The sequence below is a fragment of the Psychroflexus longus genome (assembly GCF_020164595.1).
In the GTDB taxonomy this organism is placed as follows: Bacteria; Bacteroidota; Bacteroidia; order Flavobacteriales; family Flavobacteriaceae; genus Psychroflexus; species Psychroflexus longus.
The window spans coordinates 245,896-262,260 of record NZ_JAIQZE010000002.1 but is presented as its reverse complement, the minus strand read 5'-3'; the positions used below and the strand labels follow the sequence as shown (position 1 = coordinate 262,260).

The window sequence follows — 16,365 nt, the reverse complement described above, 5'->3', positions numbered from 1 at the left end:
GAGAATCAATGGTATACTTAAACAAGAGTTCAACATTGCTAAAAACATAAAGGATATGACATTAAAGAAAAAGCTTATCGCTGATGCAGTCAGTATTTACAATAATCTCAGACCACATTTATCTAATGATATGTTAACTCCGATGGAAATGCACAAGCAAAACAAACTCAAAATAAAGTCGTATAAATCAAAAAACCTTAACGATGCTAGCATCGTTAAGGTTTAAATTATAAATTTAATGTCTAATAATCTGTATCGGTTATTTAGGACGAGACAAATATCCTATTTTTAAGATCCGCACATCAGGCAATCATCGCCTTCAGATTCTTTGGATTGCTTAATCAAAGCTTTCAATTCTTCCGGACTCAATGAAGAATCATCAGACACTTTTACTTGTTGGCTTTGTGCTTCCTGATAAGTTCTAGCTGCTTTTTCAGCAACCTCACTAGGAACTTGTTTTTCCTTCTTTTCGTTTTTCAATGTGAACTTAATCGCATCTACAGCAGACTTAGTTCTTAAGTAATACATTCCAGTCTTAAGTCCGCTTTTCCAGGCATAGAAATGCATCGACGTCAACTTAGCAAAGGTTGCCCCTTCCATAAATAAGTTAAGCGACTGCGATTGATCGATGAAGTAACCTCTATGTCTGGACATATCGATGATGTCTTTCATGGATAATTCCCAAACCGTTTTATACAACTCTTTGATATCGTCTGGAATGATGTCGATGCCCTGAACAGAACCGTTGGCTCTCATGATTGCATCTTTTACATCGTCATTCCATAGACCTAAAGCAACAAGATCCTTCAATAGGTGTTTGTTTACTACTATGAATTCACCTGAAAGAACACGTCTGGTATAAATGTTTGAGGTGTAAGGCTCAAATGCCTCATTGTTACCTAAAATTTGAGAAGTAGAAGCGGTTGGCATTGGCGCCATCAATAAAGAGTTACGCACACCGTGCTTCATCACTTTATCTCTCAGTTTGCTCCAGTCCCATCGACCGCTGAGGTCTTTATCTTTTAATCCCCAAAGGTTGTATTGAAATTCTCCTTTACTGATAGGTGAACCTTCGTAAGAAGAATAAGGACCTTCAGCTTTTGCTAATTCCATAGAAGATTCTACAGCGGCAAAATATAAAGTTTCGAAAATATCCTGATTCAATTTCTTAGCCTCATCAGAAGTAAAAGGCATTCTTAACATGATAAACGCATCGGCCAATCCTTGAACACCCAATCCAACTGGTCTGTGACGCATGTTGGAATTTTCAGCTTCTTTGACAGGATAGTAGTTTCTATCAATAACCTTGTTGAGGTTTTTGATGACCTGTTTGGTGATTTTATACAGTTCTTTATGATCGAAGCTGTCGTTTTTCACAAACATCGGCAAAGCGATGGATGCTAAATTACATACAGCCACCTCATCTGGACTGGTGTATTCCATTATTTCCGTACACAAGTTGGAAGAACGAATCGTCCCTAAATTTTTCTGATTGGACTTGCGGTTAGCTGAATCTTTATACAGCATGTAAGGCGTTCCTGTCTCTATTTGAGATTCCAGGATTTTCTCCCAAAGCTCTCTTGCTTTGATGGTCTTACGTCCTTTCTTTTCGCTTTCGTACTTTAGGTATAGCTCTTCAAACTCATCCCCATGAACATTGTAAAGGTCTGGGCATTCGTTAGGACACATTAACGTCCAGGTTGAATTTTCTTCGACACGTTTCATGAATAAATCCGGAATCCACATGGCGTAGAACAAGTCACGCGCTCTCATTTCTTCTGCTCCGTGGTTTTTCTTTAAATCTAAAAAGCTAAAAATATCAGCATGCCATGGCTCTACATACATGGCAAAAGAACCTTTTCGCTTGCCTCCACCTTGGTCAACATATCGCGCCGTATCATTAAAGACCTTCAACATTGGAACAATTCCATTGGAAGTTCCGTTAGTTCCTGCAATGTAAGAGCCTGTAGCTCTAATGTTATGTATAGACAAACCAATACCACCGGCAGATTGTGAAATTTTGGCTGTTTGCTTTAAGGTATCATAAATCCCATCAATACTATCGTCTTTCATTGTTAACAAGAAACATGAAGACATTTGTGGTTTTGGTGTTCCCGAATTAAATAAGGTAGGTGTGGCGTGAGTAAAGTATTTTTTAGACATCAGCTCATAAGTCTCCATGGCAGATTCCAAATCTTCACCGTGAATGCCAATGGACACACGCATCAACATATGCTGTGGACGTTCGGCTATCTTACCATTTAATTTTAATAGATAAGAGCGTTCCAAAGTTTTAAATCCGAAATAATCGTAATTGAAATCTCTACTGTAGATAATTCTCGAATCGATTTCTTCTTTATTATCGTTGATGATCTTGTATACATCCTCGGCAATAAGTGGAGACTTTTTATTGTTACGAGGGTTTACATACTCGTAAAGATCGGTCATCACCTCACTAAACGTTTTTTTGGTGTTTTTGTGAAGATTGGACACCGAGATTCTAGCTGCTAAATGCGCATAGTCCGGATGACTCACGGTCATTGTTGCGGCTATCTCTGCTGCCAAATTATCAAGCTCACTTGTGGTTACACCATCATAAAGACCTTCTATGACACGCATTGCGACTTTGGGAGGTTCCACAAGAGGGTTTAATCCATAGCAAAGTTTTCTAATTCGTGCTGTAATTTTGTCGAACATTACAGGCTCTTTTTGTCCGTTTCTTTTAATGACGTGCATAGTAGATAGTGTTTAATATATAGAGCCCAAGGACTCCTGGTAGTTAATAATCGTAATTTTAAAAAGCTAGAATTTTTAAAAAAAACTAGAAATCAGCGTCGAAACTAATTTTGCTGTCTTCTTCTTTATTCTTGTTCATGACTCCTGCTTTTTGATATTCACCAACACGTTTTTCGAAGAAGTTGGTTTTCCCCTGAAGTGAAATCATATCCATAAAGTCAAAAGGATTGGCAGTGCCATATTCCTTATCACAACCCAATTCGAATAGAAGTCTATCTGCGACAAATTCGAGGTACTGAGTCATCAAGTTGGAATTCATACCTATCAAACTTACTGGGAGTGATTCAGTAACAAATTCTCTTTCAATGTTAAGGGCATCCACAATGATCTCTCTGATTCGCTCTTTTGAAACTTTGTTCACTAAATGCTCATTATGTAGGTGTACTGCGAAGTCACAGTGAACACCTTCATCTCGAGAGATCAACTCGTTTGAAAATGTAAGACCTGGCATCAAACCTCTTTTCTTTAACCAGAAAATAGAGCAGAAAGCGCCAGAAAAGAAGATTCCCTCTACTGCTGCAAAAGCGATCAAACGTTCAGCAAAAGAATCGGATTCTATCCACTTCAAGGCCCAGTCAGCCTTTTTCTTAATCGCTGGGAAATTCTCGATAGCTTTGAATAGCTGATCTTTTTCTTTATCGTCATCTACATAGGTATCGATCAATAACGAATAGGTTTCAGAATGGATGTTTTCCATCATGATTTGGAAGCCGTAGAAAAATTTGGCTTCAGTATATTGTACCTCGTTCACGAAGTTTTCAGCAAGATTTTCATTGACGATTCCATCGGATGCAGCGAAGAAAGCAAGAATGTGTTTTATAAAATACTGCTCATCTTCATTTAGCTTATTTTTCCAATCGGAAAGGTCTTGGTGTAAATCAATTTCTTCTGCAGTCCAGAAACTGGCTTCACACTTTTTATACCATTCCCAAATATCGTGATGTTTAATAGGGAAAAGGACAAATCTATTTTCATTTTCTTCTAAGATAGGTTCAATCTGCGCCATAGGTTTGTGGTTTTGAGAGGTTTATTATTTGAATATGTTCTAAACAAATATGAAAATAAAACACTAAAAATCGATTGAAACACGCCTAAAGTTATCCACAAAGTTATCCACAATTGCTCTCGGACCCTGTCAATTATAAGCTATGGATTATTAAAAAAATCAATTTTATGATTTGTTGAATTTTAATCGTAAAACAGAACACATAAGAAATGCTATGAGTTTATTTCTGTTGCTCTTGCTTCTAATTTTGAATACCAGTTTTCACCAAATTTTCGAATCAGAGCGTTTTTTGTGAATTTATAGACTGGCATTTGTAATGTTTTTCCAAGATCGCAGGCATCACTGCAAATACTCCATTTGTCATAATTCACTGCTTGCAGTTCCGACAATTTTTGAATACGTACAGGATAGAGTTCACAAGAAACGGGTTTTTTAAAATCGATCTCACCAGCCCTGTAGGCAGACTCTATACCGCAGAGTGCAGTACCATTTTCAGTAAAGTTGACATAAGCACATTCCTTTCCTTCAACCAGTGGAGTTTCCGGCTCTTCAAAGTCGGACATTATGTGAGTGCCTTGTTCCTCGATGGCTTGTATGCCTTCAGCTCTCAAATAGGGTTTTACTTTAGGATAAATAGTCTTTAAGATGTCCAGTTCGTGCTCATCCAGTGGAGCTCCAGCATCTCCGGCTACACAACATTCTCCTTTACAAGCGGATAGATTACATGCAAATTCGTTATCTATAATAGCTTCAGAAATAAGGGTTTTACCAATTTTAATCATTTTCCAAAGTTAATTCAATTATGAAGTTATAACTCAAAATTTAAAGTCTTTTCCTAAGGCGAATTCAGCATAAAATATTTAACAAAAAATTGTTGTTCACAAGATTTTATGAGATTGTCAATCCATAGATCAGAATTACTTTTGCAAAAAATTACAGAAGACCATTATGTTTGATTTTAAACAGATTTTCACTGCCGGAATGATTCTTTTTGCAGTAATAGATATTGTAGGCAGCATTCCTATTATTGTAGACTTAAGAAAAAAAGTAGGCCATATCCAAAGCGAAAAAGCGTCGATTGTCGCTTGTATTTTGATGATTGTTTTTCTTTTTGTGGGAGAAACCATCCTAAATTTGATAGGCATCGATGTGAACTCTTTTGCTGTGGCAGGAGCGTTTATTATATTTTTTCTGGCCATTGAAATGATTCTTGGGATACAACTTTACAAAGACGACGCTCCAGAAACCGCGGCTATTGTTCCTTTAGCATTTCCTTTGATTGCTGGCGCGGGAACGATGACTTCCATTTTGTCTTTAAAATCCGAATTTGATACACCAAATATCATTGCTGCTATTATTTTGAACGTCATAGTTGTTTATGCTGTCTTAAAGTCATCCAAAAAAATCGAAAAAATTCTTGGAAATCAGGGGATTTCTGTGATTAGGAAGATATTTGGCGTAATTTTGCTAGCCATTGCGGTAAAATTATTCGCAACGAACATTCAGAGTTTATTCAATTAAAAATTTATGAAGTATTTTATTTATTTCTTAATGCTTTCGTCAGTTGGACTAATGATTTTCAGCGGGACTCTTGTAAACCCTGATGATCTGGTAGGAGATAAAAAGAGCTTTACAGGTGTTCTGGGAATTTTAGTATGCCTGTGTATTATAGTTTTACTCTTTATTTTGTTGTTATCAAGAAAGCTGAAGGAAAAGTACGACGAGTAAAAGGTATTTTGACCTAATTAAAAAGCTTCTCAGGAATTTTCTTGAGAAGCTTTTTTGGTTTTTAGGACGTGACCCCCTCCCCAAAGCTTTGGGGATTGGGGGTCGGGCTATCCGTTTCAAGCCAGTTCAGTAAAGCCAAAAAATATAAGCCTAGCAAGAGCTTCCGTTGGTTGCTTTACAAGGCTTTATTTTTAAAAAGCTTTACATCCTGGGCTTTCCACTTCTATCCCTCACGCAAGCATTCGTAGTGAATTTTATATTTCAAATTTTCCATTTTAAAATTGCTTATCAAGACCTAGAATTTTAATTGTTAACCAGCCCGCCTGACTGACGCTAGTCGGGCAGGTTGACCAGTTGACTCTTTTTTCTAAGATCTAATATTCTACTTCTTACATTTACTCCACCTTCATCCGATTATCTCCAGAATCTGTATCAATCAACTTGTTGTAAGGATCGATGCCGACCTCTATAGGTTTTTCATCTACAATAATGGTAAATTCATTGTTAATTTCAGAAATGAGATGCTTTTTCAGATACAATACATTTTCTTTTTTAACACCGTCTATCGTTTCATCGGTTTCTCCAAAAACTCCAATTTCAATATAATCCCGGAGCGGAAGCGACTCTAAAGTGTCTTTTTCAGTCTCAAAACCTATGCTTTCGCCTTCAGCATTGGAAAAGATTTTCTCTCCTTTTTCCGAAGATCTGTACTTCTGGGCATAGGCTTTCAATTTTACTTCATAGGTTCCATTATCCAAAGTATCAGACGTTGCTTCAGTTATTCGGTTGTCATAAAGTGTTATCGTTTCAAACATATCCTTCACCAAATATTGAAGTGAATCCGGTGTGTTTTGTTTTAGAAGATTCACAAATTCGACAGAGGTGGTATAAGGCGGTTCCTGAAAAGCAACTTTATCGATATATGATTCCAAAATCCTATTCATTTTTTCCTCACCTAAATAATCACTCATCGCATAAAGTACCAAAGAGCCTTTGTTATAATGGATATACTGCTGATTTTCATTCAGCATCAATGGCAATTCCTTTTGGCTTTCAAAACGTCGTCCTCTTAGGTACCTATCCAAAGCATCTTTCAGGAATACGCGCATTTGCTGTGCGCCATATTCTCTTTCCAAAACTTTTAGTGAACTGTATTCCGACATACTTTCAGAAAGTAAAGTGGCTCCGCGGACATCCGCACCAATAACCTGATGTGCCCACCATTGGTGGGCCACTTCGTGGGCTGTAACGCTAAAAGGATAGTCGACACTATCATCATCCTCATCATCTACTTTAGCAATAAAACCGATAGCTTCAGAATAAGGAACCGTATTAGCAAAGGATTGTGCAAACGACCCAGAAGTCAGCGGGAATTCTAAAATACGCAGCTGTTTAAATTGGTAGGGACTGAAGTTTTCAGAATAATAGTCCAGGGCTTTTTTGGCGCCACTTATCATTCTATCAATATTATAGTCGTGGGGTTTGTGATAGAACACCTGAAGATTCACATCGTTCCATTGGTCTTCATAAACTTCATATTCTGCAGAATTAAACGCGTAAAAATTCAGTATTTTTTTATCCATTTTATAATGGAAATACCTCCGCTCGCCGTCTTCCCACTCCTCTTGAAGATAACCTGGAGCAATAGCAATCTGGTTTTTGGAAGTGGATACTGTCGTTTCAAAATCGATCCAGTCGGCATCATCGGTAAGATACGTATTGCCTAAAGCGGTAGAATCGTAGGGGGATTTCATACGTTCTTTAAGCTCAAGATCGTATTTCTCTCTAGTCTTGTTATTGGAGATTTCATAGCCTTCGCTATACCCAAAACTTGGAAATATTCGGTTGTTGATGAACGTGCCATTAGTTCTTACAGGCGAATTGTTATTCAAAATAGTATTAGGTTTATTTCTCATGTAAAAAGTAAATGTCACTTCCTCACCTGGAAGTAGACTTTTATCAAATTTGAAAATCTCAAAGTCGTAAACCGTATCTTTTAAAATCGCTTTTCCTTCCTTATCCAAAGCATAACTTTGAACGTAATAATCATTTAGATTAACCAAAATAGAATCAATAGGTTGTTCAGTTTTGTTTTTCAGAATAAATTCACCTTTGGCTTTGAAATCTCGGATGTCTGGAAACAAATCTAAATTAATATTGATGCTGGTGATTCGAGGCGAATTCAGCATTTTCAAATGGCTATATTGCTTTTCATACTGCACCTGTAGCAGCTCGCGTTCGTTTCCAGAAAGGCGTTCATTGATGACATTATCATTATAATAAATCCAGGAACCAAGCCCCACAAACATGACCAAACAAACCGCAATAATTGATTTGTATAAAGGGTTCATTTTTTCCTGAGCAAGCTCTATTCTTTGTTTCGCAGAATAGGAAACACCTCTGCGATAAAATATGATTGCTAGTATATACAATACGGCTGCTAAAGAAAACCAATACAGTCTGTAGACATAAAACACTTTTAAGCCTGGACCATAACCCACCATATCAGAGTAAGTAGCACCACCACCTGAATTAAATCTGAAGATACTTTGTTCGATACCAAATTGTGGAAAGAAGCCAAGTAATATCAAAAATGCTAAAAGCGATATAAAACCGACAATGTGATTTTTTATAAGGCTGTGAAACAGGAAGGCCATGACCGTCCACGCCAGTACTCTCAGGTAATCGATGGCAAAAAACTGAAACAGGTATAAATCCAACTCCAGCTTGTAATATTCATTGTAGACTTGAACACCTACCGCTAAAACCAAGGCCAAAATGTAAAAAGAAGCCTGCATCTTGAAAATAGCAATGAATTTTGCCAGCAGAAACGACCAGTTAGGAAAAGGGGTAACATCCACAAGCTGATTCATGTTTGAGCTTTTTGCTCTGTTGACCAGCATTCCCACAAGAAGAAAGGTGATGATAATTATAAATCCACTCACTACTCCAGATGCATTTTGCATTAATTCTCGAGTGACGGGATAGGTTGAAGTACCATAAATAGGCGTCCGGACTGCCAGCGTAGATAAGGTAATAATCAAAGTCACGATAGCAAAAGAAATAAACACCCAGTTTTTGAAAATATATCTCGCTTCAAAATTACTGTGTTTCCAGGCCATCTTTAGCCAATGCTTAAAATGGTAGGCTTTTTCGGCATGAGGTAATTGGATACGAATCAAACTTCCAAAATTTCGCTTAATCACTCGCTCTGCTTTACTTTTAAAAAGTTTGAATTGAATGGCCTGTTGATTGAATTTAAATTTGAAAAAGACAAAAGAAAAAATCAGAATACTGATAGCTGCCCAGAGCAAGCGGTTGTAAATGATGTAACCTTCAAAAGGCAAAGGGTTATTATTTCTTTCAAAAACCGTCCAATATTCGGTTTCCAAACCTAAAGCCTGAGCACCTAGGGGATCGATGAGGGCAGAAAGTGTCTTATTGTCAATATCTGCAGTAAGGCTTTGAGCAAAACTTTGGATAGTGATCAATATCAAAACACTTATGAATCCTATAAAAATATTCCTCGAAAAGGTTACTACGGCAAAAACTACGGCGCCGTATAGCAATATGTTCGGAATAACGAAAATGAGCAGAGGTTGGACGTAATTCCAAATATCAAAATCAGTAAACAAATCGGGATTAGTGCCAGGAAAAATAGTACCGATATAGACACCAAGGCAAATCAATAAAATAATGCCGATGACGATACTCATGGCGCTTAAAAACTTACCAAATAAGTAGCTTGCTTTTGAAATGGGATATGAATACAACACTTGATGCATGTCGTATTTAAAGTCTTTGTTGATAGAAGCTCCCACAATGGAAGGCAATAAGAAATATAAAAAAACGCTCAAAACGTTGATCATACCGTTGATGGCCAAAGCCGAATTTTCATAGGTCGGTGAGGTCGTTGTTACCGTAAAATTATCGAAAAGTCCACCTGCCGATGCCATCATTAAAAAGGCAAAGATGAACATGATGACCGAATAGATGTAAGTGATAGGAGCTTGGAACCAGGACTTGATCTCAAACTTGAAGATTTTTGAAAACATAAGGCTTAAGATTGAGGGTTAGTAGCTTCCACTTCATCGCCTTTGAGATGAACAAAATAGACATCGCTCAAATCGGGCTCTACTTTCATAAATTCATCGCCCGGGCTGGTTTCTCCATAAACGCGAATGTTCAACGAATTATCCTGATTGTAATTCGTTGATATAATATTGTATTCAGACTCATATCTTTCAACACTTTCCCTATCAATTGTAAGCCCCCAGATTTTATCTTTTAGATCTAAAACTGCATCGATTGGTTTTTTGTGACAAAGAAGTTTACCACCATTCAAAATAGCCATGTCGGTACATAATTCTTTCACATCATCCACGATGTGTGTGGAAAGAATCACAATATGATTGGTGCCAATTTCCCTCAATACATTGAGGAAACGATGACGCTCTGCGGGATCCAAGCCCGCTGTCGGCTCATCGACGATGATGAGTTTAGGATTATTGAGTAATAATTGAGCAATTCCAAAACGTTGTTTCATTCCACCAGAATAGCCAGCAACATGTTTGTTTTTGACATCATACAAATTGGTGACTTCTAGTGCATAATCCACAATCTGTTTACGTTCCGCTTTATTGGAAAGTCCCTTCAATTCAGCAAAATAGTGCAGAAGTTTTTCGGCTGAAAGTTTTGGATACACCCCAAAAGATTGAGGTAGATAACCCAAGACTTTTCGTAATTCCATTTTTTGATTGAGAATATCGATGTCATCCAGGTAAATTTCCCCCGAGTCGGGTTGCTGTAAAGTTGCAATGGTCCTCATCAGCGTAGACTTTCCCGCTCCGTTGGGACCTAAAAGTCCGAACATGCCAGAGTTAATTTCGATAGAAACATCATCCAGGGCTTTAACCCCGTTTTTGTAAGTTTTGGATACATTGAGTAAGCGAAGTTGATTCATAGGATTGGTTTTTAAAACATATAAAGCTATGTTATAAGTACCAATTTCAGTAAAATGTTACAGATAAAGGAATATTCGTAGATTGAAGATTATCGATTTCAATTAAACCACCAATCTTCAGAAAGCGAAATAAGTTGACGTTCAGAGAATAATTTTACGAAAAGATAGCTAAGAAGGTTCTCAAAGTCAACAAGCTTATTATACCGATATGTAAAACTTTTCAAGTACCTATCAAAAACATCATGTATCAAGATCTCACAGGTTTTAAAAACCTGTGAGGTCTTGTAATCCAAATTTAATTTCGAGTAAAATATTATTGTCAAGCACTTTAGTCAATGTAAAAAACTAAGTTGAATCACCTAAGGAATTTATAAATCCGAATCTACAGACTCGCCTTCATACTGCGTAGCTTCAGTTCTGGCATCGTAGCCGATTTCCCGTAAATACTTTGAAAAAATATCGGTATAGCCGTGGGTGCAGATTACCTTTTCACAGCCGGTTGCTTTAATACTGTTCAGCAACCCATCCCAATCACAATGGTCGCTCATTACAAAGCCTTTGTCGATAGCACGTCGGCGTCTGGCCCCCCGAAAAGTCATCCATCCACTGGCCGAAGCTGTCACATATGGCACCATTTTACGGATCCAGGTGCCGCCGTGAGCGCTTGGAGGGGCGAGGACTAGGTTTCCATTGATTTCTTTTTTGGTGGTCTCTCTGGTTACTCGGATGGTTTCAGGAAAATCGACGATGTCTCTTAAGACTTCCGTCATATTTTCAATAGCGCCGTGAGTGTAGATTTTTCCAATGTCGGGATTGAGGTGTTTGAGAAGGCGTTGCGCTTTACCAAGAGAATAGCCAAACAACACAGAAGTTCGTCCTTCCGTTTTATTTTCTGCCCACCACTCATTGATGTCACTCATCACTTCAGCCTGTGGCTTCCACTTAAATGCAGGTAAACCAAACGTACATTCGGTGATGAATGTATCGCATTTCACAGGTTCAAAAGGCGTGGAAACCCCGTCCACTTCATCCTTGTAGTCGCCCGTAAACACCCAAACCTCGCCTTTGTGTTCCACACGAATTTGTGAACTGCCAATCACATGGCCAGCTGGATGCAAACTGAACTTGACATTATTGATCGTAAAGGTTTCGCCATAAGCTTTACCATCCACATCAATGTCTCCCAATCGGTGTTTCATGATGGGAATATTATCATGATGGGTGATGTATTTTTTATTCCCCCACCGGGAATGATCGGCATGACCGTGGGAGATAATTGCTTTATCGACTTTACGCCAGGGATCCAGATAGACATCTGCTGCGGCGCAGTAAATTCCATTTTGATTGAACGCTAGTAAAGGTTCTTTCATGTGCTCAGGACTCTCTTTTATTCTATAACATTTATCTCACCACCGAGTTTTACACTTTGGCTTATGGTCTCAGGATTTCCGTAGACTGTAATATTCCCGCCAGCAGTTACGCTTGCAGAGCAAGTGTTGGTGGTATGAACAGTAGCCTCACCACCGTAGCTTACACTTACGCTAGTCGTTTTAGTAATTAAATCATCTCCGTCGAAAGAACCTCCAGTTTTAACTTCGATGCTAGTGGTATTGGCTACACCAATCAAACTCACGCTGGCACCGGTTACGGATTTCACCGTTAAGCTTTCCAATTCCAAATCGCCACCAATGTAGCTGCCTTCAGAAGCAATTAAGCGTAATTCTTTTTGCTTCACTTTGGTAATGAATTCGACTTCAGAACCACTTCTTACTTTAAGTTCCTGGAAGTCCTTGGCGTAAACTGTAACAAGAATCTCAGCTTCAGAAAAAATTTGACCTACAGGCAAGCTAAGTTGCAATTCACCTTTTTTGACTTCAATGTTCACTTTATCACGTTGAGGTCCTTTCACCTCAATTTTATTTTCTTCTGAATTGGTTACGATTTCAACAAAAAGTCCCGTGGATACTCTTATGCTACTAAAGTCTTTGCCGGGCACTACTGATTTTACTTGAGCTAAAACTGAAGTAGAGGCTATTAAAAATAAACAGGTTATAATACTGATCTTGAATTTCATGGTCTTTTGATTCTGGTTGATTTCAAAAATACAGGAATATCTCTTGCAGCCACATTAAATTAAACCTAAAACTTGTATGAGAAGGCAGTAGGATTTAGGAAAGTAGGTGAAGTGAAAATGTCAAATTTTGAAATTAGTATTAATTATTCCTTTACCAAGTGTCTTTGTTCTATTCTCCTGTTTCTTCATCGTGTGAATTTATTCTTTATTCCATGATTCAAAACCCGAAGACTTAATTCCCTTTGACTTGACGTTTTTAATCCTTTCAGTATATTTGAGCCAGATTTAAAATAAATGAAACTTCCTGAAGGCAAAAAGATATACTTTTCCAGTGATAATCATCTAGGTGCTCCAACACATTCTGAAAGCCTCAAGCGTGAAAAAATATTTATTTCTTGGCTAGACCATATCAAAGTTGATGCGCACGCTATTTTCTTACTTGGAGATTTATTCGATTTTTGGTTTGAGTATAAGGAAGTTGTTCCCAAAGGTTTTGTGAGAACTCTCGGGAAATTGGCAGAGCTGAAAGATTCTGGAATTGAGATTTATTATTTTGTAGGGAATCACGATTTGTGGATGAAAGACTATTTTAAAGATGAGCTTAATATACCAGTGTTTTATAAACCCCAGGTTTTTGAATTTAATTCAAAAAAGTTTTTTCTAGGTCATGGCGATGGACTTGGTCCAGGCGATAAAGGTTACAAACGCATGAAAAAAGTATTTACTCATCCTATTTCAAAATGGTTGTTTAAATGGTTACATCCAGACTTGGGAGTCAGATTAGCTAAGCATCTTTCAGTAAAAAACAAACTGATTTCTGGAGACGAAGATGCTAAGTTTCTAGGTGAGGAAAATGAATGGCTGGCACAGTATGCCAAGCGCAAACTGGAAGATGAGCATTATGACTATTTTGTATTCGGACATCGCCATTTGCCAATGGAAATACAAGTTGGAGAACATTCAAAGTATATCAATCTAGGCGATTGGATTGCACACTACACTTTTGGAGTATTTGACGGGAACGAGTTTTCATTAGAAAAACTTAATAAAAAACCCTGAATACAATGTAAACAGGGTCATATATAAAAAGTTAATCGAAAATCTATTTGATAGACTTTGATTCATTATTTGTTTCGCTAGTGTCATCTTCTTTGGATGCATCTTTAAATTCTTTGATGCCGCTACCCAAACCTCTCATCAATTCTGGTATTTTCTTTCCACCAAAAAGTAGAAGGATTGCAATACCAATGATAACCCATTGCCATGGTCCTACCATTCCCATTATAACATTAAGTGCATTCATAGCTTTAAATTTGCTACAAAATTAGTGATAAAAATCTAAATCAAAGGTTTATGAATCTAAAACCTACATAAATTAACTTTATTCTATCTTTGTAAGAGTTTTAAAACTATGGAATCACCCAAAAAAGATAAGCGAAAAATCAAGCAGAAACTGCTTCATAAGTACCGTTTGGTGATTTTGAATGAAGATACATTTGAGGAAAGGTTATCCTTTCAGTTATCAAAACTTAATGTTATTATATTATCTACAATTTCAGCTTTACTCCTTGTATCAGGAACTGCTCTTTTAATTGCTTTTACTCCAGTAAGAGAGTATATACCTGGATACTCTTCCACAGCTTTAAAGAATAAAGCAACACGGCTTACCCTGGTTGTAGACTCTCTCACAACGGTAGTTGATAAAAATTCAGCATACTTTCAATCTATACGAAATGTTTTAAGTGGTAAAGTGGATTCACTAGATACTGAAATGTCTTACAGCTTAAATAATACAAAGCCTGTAGACCCGGAATCGGTTAATCTATCTGCTTCTGAGCAAGATTCTATTTTGAGAGTAAAAGTAGAGCAGGAAGATAAATACAGTTTGCTTGAAAAGGCTACCTTCAATACAAATTTCACCTTGTTTCCTCCAGTTTCCGGAAGGGTCTCCGAAATTTATAATGCAGAGCAAAAACATTATGCGGTCGATATTGTGACAGAAAAGAACGAGCCCGTGAAAGCTACACTAGACGGTACCGTTATTTTTGCAGAGTGGACCGTAGATACAGGATATGTCATTATTATAGAACATAGCTTTGGGCTAATTTCTGTTTATAAACACAATGACTCACTATTAAAAAGTCAGGGAGATCTGGTTACAGCAGGTGAAGCCATTGCTGTAGTTGGCGATACGGGAGAATATTCTTATGGGCCTCATTTGCATTTTGAACTCTGGGTAGATGGATATCCCGTAAATCCTTCAGATTACATCAATTTTGAATAGAATTTATATATGTCGATAAAATCGTTTGGTGCAAAATTATTTGCAAAATACATTTCATCTCAAGTTGAAAGCTGGTCTTCTCAACCAGAGCAAACTCAGTTGAAGGTATTTAAAAATCTAATTAAAGAAGGTCGAAGAACCAAGTTTGGTCAGGATCATAACTTTGATAAGATCGAAACATTTAAAGATTTTTTTGATAATGTCCCCATTCAGGATTATGAAGAGTTAAAGCCTTATGTTGATAGAGTTGTAGATGGTGAAAAAGATGTTTTGTGGCCAGGAAAACCGCTATATTTTGCGAAAACTTCAGGGACAACCAGCGGTGCAAAATATATTCCACTGACCAAAGAGTCAATTCCAAACCATACCAATGCTGCGAGAAATGCAATTCTCAGCTATATCGAGGAAACAGGAAATTCTAGTTTTGTAGATGGAAAAATGATTTTCTTACAAGGCAGCCCGGAATTGGAAGAAAAAAATGGAATCTACTTTGGGCGACTATCTGGAATTGTTGCTCATTTTATTCCTGCGTATCTTCAAAAAAACAGACTCCCAAGCTGGAAAACCAATTCAATAGACGACTGGAACGAAAAAATTGACGCTATAGTTGAGGAGACTTATGATCAAGATATGACCATTATAAGTGGAATACCTTCCTGGGTTCAAACTTACTTCGAGAAGCTTCATCAGAAAACAGGAAAAACAATAGGAGAGTTGTTTCCGAATCTGCAACTTTTCATTTACGGAGGTGTGAATTACGAACCCTATCGGTCCAAATTTGAAAACCTGATAGGTAAATCTGTGGATAGCATAGAGCTATATCCTGCATCTGAAGGTTTTTTTGCTTTTCAGGATTCTCGGAAAGAGGAGGGTATGCTTTTGCAACTAGACTCAGGCATGTTTTACGAGTTTATTAAAGCAGATGAATTTTTTGATGAAAACCCTGATATTCTTACGATAGGAGAGGTTGAGGTTGGTGTGAATTACGTGATGGTGATTTCTACTAATGCGGGCTTATGGCGATACAATGTTGGAGATACCGTCATGTTTACAGATACAAAACCATATCGATTGAAAGTTTCTGGTCGAATCAAACACTTTACTTCAGCTTTTGGAGAACATGTAATTGCCCAAGAAGTAGAAAAATCAATCATTCAAGCTTCAGAAGAATTTAATGTGCAAATCAATGAATTTACAGTTGCTCCGCAAATCACTCCAAAAGAAGGTCTGCCGTACCATGAATGGTTTATAGAATTTCAAAAAGAACCCAATGATTTTGAAGCATTTGCAGATAGAATCGATAAATTGCTTCAGGAGCAAAATTCCTATTATAAAGACCTTGTTAAAGGAAATATGTTAAGGACTTTGGTGATTACAAATGTTCCGAAAAATGGGTTTCAGGAATATATGAAGTCTGTTGGCAAACTTGGAGGTCAAAATAAAGTGCCTAGACTTTCCAACGATAGAAAAATAGCACAAGAATTAGAAAAACAAATTTAGATTAACAACATAAT

Annotated in this window: 12 protein-coding genes and 1 pseudogene; 5 read left to right on the top strand and 8 right to left on the bottom strand. The window is 37.4% G+C overall.

Going from position 1 to position 16,365, the window contains the following annotated elements:
• A pseudogene (locus tag LB452_RS03850) lies at positions 1–226 on the top strand (hypothetical protein); the annotation flags it as partial.
• Between the two features lie 62 nt (positions 227–288).
• On the opposite strand, the gene LB452_RS03845 reads toward LB452_RS03850, so the two are convergent.
• The 3 genes from LB452_RS03845 to LB452_RS03835 form a co-directional block, all read right to left on the bottom strand.
• A complete protein-coding gene (locus LB452_RS03845) occupies positions 289–2,736 on the bottom strand; it encodes a ribonucleoside-diphosphate reductase subunit alpha (protein ID WP_224460401.1) in 2,448 nt (815 codons plus the stop codon).
• An 85-nt stretch (positions 2,737–2,821) separates the two neighbouring features.
• Positions 2,822–3,802, bottom strand: coding sequence for a ribonucleotide-diphosphate reductase subunit beta (locus tag LB452_RS03840; RefSeq protein ID WP_224460400.1), 981 nt, complete (start codon positions 3,800–3,802; stop codon positions 2,822–2,824).
• Positions 3,803–4,014: 212 nt separating this feature from the next.
• On the bottom strand, positions 4,015–4,584 hold the full coding sequence (locus LB452_RS03835) for a DUF3109 family protein (protein ID WP_224460399.1): 570 nt from the start codon (positions 4,582–4,584) through the stop codon (positions 4,015–4,017).
• Between the two features lie 166 nt (positions 4,585–4,750).
• Between LB452_RS03835 and LB452_RS03830 the strand changes: the two genes are divergently transcribed.
• Positions 4,751–5,323, top strand: a complete 573-nt coding sequence (locus tag LB452_RS03830; protein ID WP_224460398.1) for a MarC family protein — start codon at positions 4,751–4,753, stop codon at positions 5,321–5,323.
• A gap of 602 nt (positions 5,324–5,925) precedes the next feature.
• Here the strand turns inward: LB452_RS03830 and LB452_RS03825 are convergent.
• The 4 genes from LB452_RS03825 to LB452_RS03810 form a co-directional block, all read right to left on the bottom strand.
• A complete protein-coding gene (locus LB452_RS03825) occupies positions 5,926–9,585 on the bottom strand; it encodes a M1 family aminopeptidase (protein WP_224460397.1) in 3,660 nt (1,219 codons plus the stop codon).
• 5 nt (positions 9,586–9,590) lie between these two features.
• Positions 9,591–10,493: an ABC transporter ATP-binding protein gene (locus tag LB452_RS03820; protein WP_224460396.1), complete on the bottom strand. Its 903-nt coding sequence runs from the start codon at positions 10,491–10,493 to the stop codon at positions 9,591–9,593.
• Between the two features lie 368 nt (positions 10,494–10,861).
• The gene (locus LB452_RS03815; protein ID WP_224460395.1) at positions 10,862–11,863 is read right to left on the bottom strand and encodes a ligase-associated DNA damage response exonuclease; all 1,002 of its coding nucleotides are present in this window, start codon (positions 11,861–11,863) and stop codon (positions 10,862–10,864) included.
• A gap of 17 nt (positions 11,864–11,880) precedes the next feature.
• Entirely contained in the window at positions 11,881–12,567 is a 687-nt protein-coding gene (locus LB452_RS03810; protein ID WP_224460394.1) for a head GIN domain-containing protein, read from the bottom strand.
• A gap of 294 nt (positions 12,568–12,861) precedes the next feature.
• Here LB452_RS03810 and LB452_RS03805 point away from each other — a divergent pair, with 294 nt between their 5' ends.
• The gene (locus LB452_RS03805; protein WP_224460393.1) at positions 12,862–13,626 is read left to right on the top strand and encodes a UDP-2,3-diacylglucosamine diphosphatase; all 765 of its coding nucleotides are present in this window, start codon (positions 12,862–12,864) and stop codon (positions 13,624–13,626) included.
• A gap of 43 nt (positions 13,627–13,669) precedes the next feature.
• Here the strand turns inward: LB452_RS03805 and LB452_RS03800 are convergent, their stop codons facing one another.
• Complete coding sequence (locus LB452_RS03800) at positions 13,670–13,870, bottom strand: Sec-independent protein translocase subunit TatA/TatB (RefSeq protein WP_224460392.1); 201 nt, start codon at positions 13,868–13,870, stop codon at positions 13,670–13,672.
• A 108-nt stretch (positions 13,871–13,978) separates the two neighbouring features.
• Here LB452_RS03800 and LB452_RS03795 point away from each other — a divergent pair, with 108 nt between their 5' ends.
• On the top strand, positions 13,979–14,851 hold the full coding sequence (locus LB452_RS03795; protein WP_224460391.1) for a M23 family metallopeptidase: 873 nt from the start codon (positions 13,979–13,981) through the stop codon (positions 14,849–14,851).
• A 9-nt stretch (positions 14,852–14,860) separates the two neighbouring features.
• A complete protein-coding gene (locus tag LB452_RS03790) occupies positions 14,861–16,351 on the top strand; it encodes a GH3 auxin-responsive promoter family protein (protein ID WP_224460390.1) in 1,491 nt (496 codons plus the stop codon).
• Positions 16,352–16,365: the final 14 nt, after the last annotated feature.

What these genes read in the sequence shown, in the direction of transcription:
- LB452_RS03845 (WP_224460401.1), bottom strand. Translation starts at nt 2,736, where the DNA reads ATGCACGTCATTAAAAGAAACGGACAAAAAGAGCCTGTAATGTTCGAC.
- LB452_RS03840 (WP_224460400.1), bottom strand. Translation starts at nt 3,802, where the DNA reads ATGGCGCAGATTGAACCTATCTTAGAAGAAAATGAAAATAGATTTGTC.
- LB452_RS03835 (WP_224460399.1), bottom strand. Translation starts at nt 4,584, where the DNA reads ATGATTAAAATTGGTAAAACCCTTATTTCTGAAGCTATTATAGATAAC.
- LB452_RS03830 (WP_224460398.1), top strand. Translation starts at nt 4,751, where the DNA reads ATGTTTGATTTTAAACAGATTTTCACTGCCGGAATGATTCTTTTTGCA.
- LB452_RS03825 (WP_224460397.1), bottom strand. Translation starts at nt 9,585, where the DNA reads ATGTTTTCAAAAATCTTCAAGTTTGAGATCAAGTCCTGGTTCCAAGCT.
- LB452_RS03820 (WP_224460396.1), bottom strand. Translation starts at nt 10,493, where the DNA reads ATGAATCAACTTCGCTTACTCAATGTATCCAAAACTTACAAAAACGGG.
- LB452_RS03815 (WP_224460395.1), bottom strand. Translation starts at nt 11,863, where the DNA reads ATGAAAGAACCTTTACTAGCGTTCAATCAAAATGGAATTTACTGCGCC.
- LB452_RS03810 (WP_224460394.1), bottom strand. Translation starts at nt 12,567, where the DNA reads ATGAAATTCAAGATCAGTATTATAACCTGTTTATTTTTAATAGCCTCT.
- LB452_RS03805 (WP_224460393.1), top strand. Translation starts at nt 12,862, where the DNA reads ATGAAACTTCCTGAAGGCAAAAAGATATACTTTTCCAGTGATAATCAT.
- LB452_RS03800 (WP_224460392.1), bottom strand. Translation starts at nt 13,870, where the DNA reads ATGAATGCACTTAATGTTATAATGGGAATGGTAGGACCATGGCAATGG.
- LB452_RS03795 (WP_224460391.1), top strand. Translation starts at nt 13,979, where the DNA reads ATGGAATCACCCAAAAAAGATAAGCGAAAAATCAAGCAGAAACTGCTT.
- LB452_RS03790 (WP_224460390.1), top strand. Translation starts at nt 14,861, where the DNA reads ATGTCGATAAAATCGTTTGGTGCAAAATTATTTGCAAAATACATTTCA.